Here is a 5,349-nt window from a genome sequence, read left to right as displayed (position 1 = left end):
CTTGATGGTCTTGAATCGGAACACTGCTGCTAAGCTTATCCACAATTGCTGGGGCAAAAATCAGCAATCCGTCCTGGGTCAATTTTCAGTCGGCAGGGTGGGTCAGTTTTAAATCAGCGCCAACAGCAAGCATTATCATTCGCGCGTTATTTTCCCTCCCTCTTACGGATGCGCCCCTAGATGCCTGCCCCACGCCTGACGCCCATGACCCTTGGGCTTTCTGCACTGCTGTGCGCCGGATTTGCCTGCGCCGCGACCACACTGCCCGCCACCTCGATCAGCGCCGAAGCGGACGAGGACGACCCTCGCGTCAAAGACTCCAACACCGCCACGCGTACCAATACGCCGGTACGCTACGTGCCCCAGGCGATTGATTCGGTAAAGACCGAGAACCTGCGCGCCTACGGCACCAACGACCTGGGCCAGGCCTTGAGCGGTATCCCCAACGTCAGCAGCGGCGCCGATACGCGCTTCGACAGTTTGCGCATCCGCGGCTTCGAGGCCAGCAGCGACTTCTACCTCGATGGCATCCGTGACGACAGCCAGTACGTGCGCGACCTGCACAATATCGAGCGCATCGACGTGCTCAAGGGCCCCGCCGCAGTGCTGTACGGGCGTGGCGGCCAGGGTGGGATCGTCAACCGCGTCAGCAAGCTGCCCCAGGCCGGGCGTGCTTCCAGTATCGAGGCCCAGGGCGGCACCAACGGGTTGCGCAGCCTGTACACCGACTTGAGCGCCGACCCTAGCGAGAACATCAGCCTGCGCCTGAACATGGGTAACGAGGACACCGACAGTTTCCGCGACGATATCAGCGGCAACCGCAAACTGTTCGCGCCGTCGATAAGCTGGCAACTGACCCCGCAACTGAACTGGCTGGTGCAATACGAATACAGCCGCTACGACCGCACCCCGGACCGTGGCATCCCTGGCGTGCGTGGACGCCCGGCCGATGTGAGCCGCGACACCACCTACGGCGACCCGCGCGACTACATCGACGACACCACCCAATCCCTGCGCTCCAAGCTCGCCTATGAACTCAACGACAGTTGGCAACTGCGCCACACCCTGGGCGTGTTCAAGCTCGACAGTGACTTTGACAACACCTACCTGACCGGCTACGACCCCAAGACCAACACCGTCGGGCGTCAGCGCTGGCAGCAGGACCTGAGGACGCGCAACGTATTCAATAACGTCGAGCTCGAAGGCGGCTTCAACACCTTTGGCCTGGAGCATCGCCTGCTGAGCGGTGTGGAATTGGGCAGCCAGCGCCGTGATCCGAAGCTGTACAGCGCGGTAACGGCAACAGTGCCCGGCCTTGATCTGAACCACCCCAACCGGCACCTGAGCCATGCCGGGCCGATGAGGATCTCCAGCAACAACCACACCGAAGTCGAAAGCCAGGGGCTGTATGTGCAGGACCAACTGCGCCTGAACGATCAGTGGCAAGTCCTCGCCGGTCTGCGCTACGACCGTTTTGAAGTAGAAACCACCAATAAGATCACCCATATCCGGCAACCCGTCGACAGCCACAACACCAGCCCACGGCTGGGCGTGGTGTGGACGCCGGTGGAGAACCATTCGTTCTACGCGTCGTGGAGCAAGACGTTTTCCCCCACCGGCGGCGGCCTGATCGGCATCACCCCGAATGCGCCGGGCAATGCCAACGACCTAAGCCCCGAGCTGACCAAGCAAAAAGAAATCGGGGTCAAGAGCGACTGGCTCGACGACCGCCTGAGCACCACCCTCGCCGTGTATGAACTGGAACTGTACAACCGCCGCACCCGTGACCCGGAGAACCCGCTGATCACCCTGCTCAGCGGCATACAACGCTCCCGTGGTATCGAGCTGACCACCACCGGCAAAATCGTCGGCAACTGGTATGTGCGCGGCGGCGTCGGCGTACAGGATGCCAAGGTGGTGAAAGACAACAACGGCTTTGAAGGCAAGCGCATCAGCGACGTGGCCAAGCGCAACGCCAGCCTGTTCGTGACCTGGAAACCGGAAATGGGCTGGTACGCCGAAACCGGCCTGACCCTGGTGGGCGATCGTTATGCCGATAACGCCAATACCGTGATGCTGCCCGGCTATGGCCGCTGGGACGCCCTGGCGGGCTTCCGGCACAAGGAATGGGATGTGAAGGCGGCGCTGAACAACATCAGCGACAAGACGTACTACGCGTCGGCGACCAGCGCCAACCAGATCCAGTTTGGCGACCCGCGCAGCCTGGTGGTGACGGGGACGTACAACTTCTAACCCTCGCCCAACGCCACTGGTACACACGATTCATGTGAGATTCGACATGGCGCTGTCGCGCAGCAAACTGGCCCCTTAGTGGCGAGCGGGCTTGCCCCGCGTTGGGCTGCGCAGCAGCCCCAAAACCAGCCTCTGCGCACGCATTCGTCTTTCGTTGGGGGCGCTATGCGCCCGACGCGGGGCAAGCCCGCTCGCCACAAAAATACGGTCATTTTTTGAATCAATGACTTATTTTATTTTTGATAAAAGCGGGCCAGCTCCCACATTTGGATATCAGCGTCCGTCAGTCCTGGATCAAGTCGCACAGCACCTGCACTTCATCCTCGCTGAACAACCCCACCGGGTAACGCTCACTCATCACCCTGCGCGAATCAGCCTGCCTGATCCGGCGCGAGCCGTTTGCCTTCAACCAGAGTGCCAGCGCGTGAATCGCGTCGCCCCGCACTGCCAGGGGATGGGACGCGCGTTTATAGACCAGGTTGATATCGGCGTTCATTTCAGCGCTCTCTCCTACTGCTTGAGCGGCTAACTTACTCAAGGTTTATGACAGAACTGTGCAGTCACAAACCCCGATCACTGTCACAGCGTCGATACAAGAGCTGTGCCAATAAGCCCGGTTTATCTGGCACCAGGCACAAAAAAACCCACGACCCTCACGGGCCATGGGCTTGCTGTTACTGCTCGGTGCAACTAGCGGCGATCAGTCGCCGTACGGCGAAATTGCCTGTTACAACTGCACTCAGTTTTTGTGCGGTGCGGGCTGTTGTTGGGTCAGGCAGTGGATATTGCCGCCACCCAGTAACAGTTCACGGCCGGGCACCATCACCACTTCATGTTGCGGGAACAGACCCTGAAGGATTTCCTGGGCACGGCTGTCCAGCGGATCATCAAAACTCGGCGCAATAATGCCGCCGTTGACGATCAGGAAGTTGACGTAGGAACCGGCCAAACGCACGGTCGGATTACGCTCCTGGGAACCATCCACCGGGTCGACCCCGGCGCATTCTTCCTCAGTGGCGTACAGCGGCCCCGGGATCGGCATTTTATGCACAATAAATGCGCGGCCCTTGGCGTCAGTGCTGTTTTGCAGCACGTCCATGGCAGCATGGCAGCGCGCATAGTTCGGGTCTTGCGGGTCGTCAGTCCAAGCCAGCAGCACTTCACCCGGGCGCACGTAGCAGCAGAAGTTATCCACATGGCCGTCGGTTTCGTCGTTGAACAGACCGTCGGGCAACCAGATGATTTTATCCACCGCCAGGTTGGCGCTGAGGACCGCTTCGATTTCTTCACGGCCCAGATGCGGGTTGCGATTGCGGTTGAGCAGGCATTCCTCGGTGGTGATCAGCGTGCCTTCGCCATCGACGTGAATCGACCCGCCTTCGAGCACAAACCCCTCAGTGCGATAACGCGGGCTGCGCTCGATCTCCAGGATCTTGCCGCCCACCTGGGAATCGCGGTTCCACGGCGCATACAAACCACCGTCAAACCCGCCCCAGGCATTGAAGTCCCAATTCACGCCACGGACTTCACCCTGGTCATTGATCACGAAGGTCGGCCCGCTGTCGCGTACCCACGCGTCGTCGCTGGACATCTCCACCACGCGAATATTCGGCACATCCAGGCGCGCCCGGGCGTTTTCGTACTGGCCGGCCGAAACCGCGACCGTCACCGGCTCAAAGCGCGCAATGGCCTTGGCCACCGCCACATGGGCCGCCTGTGCCGGTTTGCCGCCCAGGCGCCAGTTGTCCGGGCGCTCGGGCCAGATCATCCAGGCCTGGGTCTGGGGTGCCCACTCGGCTGGCATATAGAAGCCGTCAGCGCGAGGCGTGCTGTGCAAAGTGGTCATGGCGATCAGGACTCCAGGGAACCGTCGAGGGTCTTGAGCGCGCCGTACAGGTTCGGCCGGCGATCACGGAACGAGCCCCACGCGCTGCGGATGTGCTCCAGTTCATCGAGGTCGAAGCTGTGCACCAGGATGCCTTCTTCGGTTTCGTTGAGTTCTTCGACCTTCTCACCGAACTGGTTGGCAATGAACGACGAGCCGTAGAAGGTAATGTCGTAGCCGTCCTGCTCTTCGTTGCCGATGCGGTTGCTGGCGATCAGCGGCATCAGGTTGGCGCCGGCATGGCCTTGTTGCACACGCTGCCAGTGGTCGCGGGACGAGATGGTCTTGTCGTGCGGCTCGCTGCCGATGGCGGTCGGGTAGAACAGGATTTCCGCGCCTTGCAATGCCATGCTGCGGGCGCATTCCGGGAACCACTGGTCCCAGCAGATGCCCACGCCGATTTTTGCGTAGCGGGTGTTCCACACTTTGAAGCCGGTATCGCCCGGGTTGAAGTAGTACTTTTCGTGGTAGCCAGGGCCATCCGGGATGTGGCTTTTACGATAAATCCCGAGGTTGGAGCCGTCGGCATCGATGATCGCGATGCTGTTGAAACGCGCACGGCCGGCCAGCTCGAAAAAGCTGATCGGCAGGACGACTTGCAGTTCCTTGGCGATTTTCTGGAAGTGCTTGATAGCCACGTTTTCTGCAACCGGGATTGCCAGTTGCAGATAGTCCGGGTTTGGCTTCTGGCAGAAGTAAGGGCTTTCGAACAGTTCCTGGATCAGGATGATCTGCGCGCCTTTGGCGGCGGCCTCACGGACCAGCTTCTCAGCGGTCTCGATATTGGCTTCGAGGTCCCAGGAACAAGCCATCTGGGTAGCGGCGACGGTAACGATACGGCTCATGAATCATCTCCTGGGCGGTGGTCAGCGGCCAGGATAACCGGGGCCGATGACAGAAAGGGGAATGCTGGGCGACTTTATAGCGGATAAAAATCGGCTTTTAAAGCTTGCAGATCTCCACCCATCGAAAAAAAGCAAAATATTCCCGATAACAATCGGCTTAAAGTCTGAAACACCATCGCCCTTGTGGGAGCGGGCTTGCTCGCGAAAGCGGTGTGCCTGTCTACAAATCTGTCACTGATACACCGCTTTCGCGAGCAAGCCCGCTTGTATGTTTAGACTTGAAGGGGTGGGCGGCGACTAAAAGCCCGATTCCGACTCTAGCCAGTACGGACCGTGGGAGACTTCTCGTCCCGCCCTTTCTACCCT

Annotated in this window: 4 protein-coding genes; 1 reads left to right on the top strand and 3 read right to left on the bottom strand. The window is 60.1% G+C overall.

The features are described from left to right. The first annotated feature begins 180 nt into the window (after positions 1-180). On the top strand, positions 181-2,253 hold the full coding sequence (locus FIV38_RS29615; RefSeq protein WP_092232769.1) for a TonB-dependent receptor: 2,073 nt from the start codon (positions 181-183) through the stop codon (positions 2,251-2,253). Between the two features lie 283 nt (positions 2,254-2,536). Here the strand turns inward: FIV38_RS29615 and FIV38_RS29610 are convergent, their stop codons facing one another. The 3 genes from FIV38_RS29610 to aguB form a co-directional block, all read right to left on the bottom strand. Then, complete coding sequence (locus FIV38_RS29610) at positions 2,537-2,749, bottom strand: hypothetical protein (protein ID WP_029299831.1); 213 nt, start codon at positions 2,747-2,749, stop codon at positions 2,537-2,539. Between the two features lie 243 nt (positions 2,750-2,992). Then, the gene (gene aguA / locus FIV38_RS29605) at positions 2,993-4,099 is read right to left on the bottom strand and encodes an agmatine deiminase (protein ID WP_092232766.1); all 1,107 of its coding nucleotides are present in this window, start codon (positions 4,097-4,099) and stop codon (positions 2,993-2,995) included. Between the two features lie 5 nt (positions 4,100-4,104). Beyond that, positions 4,105-4,983 (bottom strand): N-carbamoylputrescine amidase, encoded by an 879-nt coding sequence (aguB, locus tag FIV38_RS29600; protein WP_092232763.1) that lies wholly within the window; start codon positions 4,981-4,983, stop codon positions 4,105-4,107. Positions 4,984-5,349: the final 366 nt, after the last annotated feature.

The sequence above is a fragment of the Pseudomonas proteolytica genome, from assembly GCF_007858275.1.
Taxonomy (GTDB): Bacteria; Pseudomonadota; Gammaproteobacteria; order Pseudomonadales; family Pseudomonadaceae; genus Aquipseudomonas; species Aquipseudomonas proteolytica.
Note: the sequence above shows the minus strand (reverse complement) of the source record. Positions and strands in the feature narration are given on the sequence as shown.

Excerpts from the sequence above, each read along its gene's own strand:
- FIV38_RS29615 (WP_092232769.1), top strand. The coding sequence starts at position 181 with ATGCCTGCCCCACGCCTGACGCCCATGACCCTTGGGCTTTCTGCACTG.
- FIV38_RS29610 (WP_029299831.1), bottom strand. The coding sequence starts at position 2,749 with ATGAACGCCGATATCAACCTGGTCTATAAACGCGCGTCCCATCCCCTG.
- aguA (WP_092232766.1), bottom strand. The coding sequence starts at position 4,099 with ATGACCACTTTGCACAGCACGCCTCGCGCTGACGGCTTCTATATGCCA.
- aguB (WP_092232763.1), bottom strand. The coding sequence starts at position 4,983 with ATGAGCCGTATCGTTACCGTCGCCGCTACCCAGATGGCTTGTTCCTGG.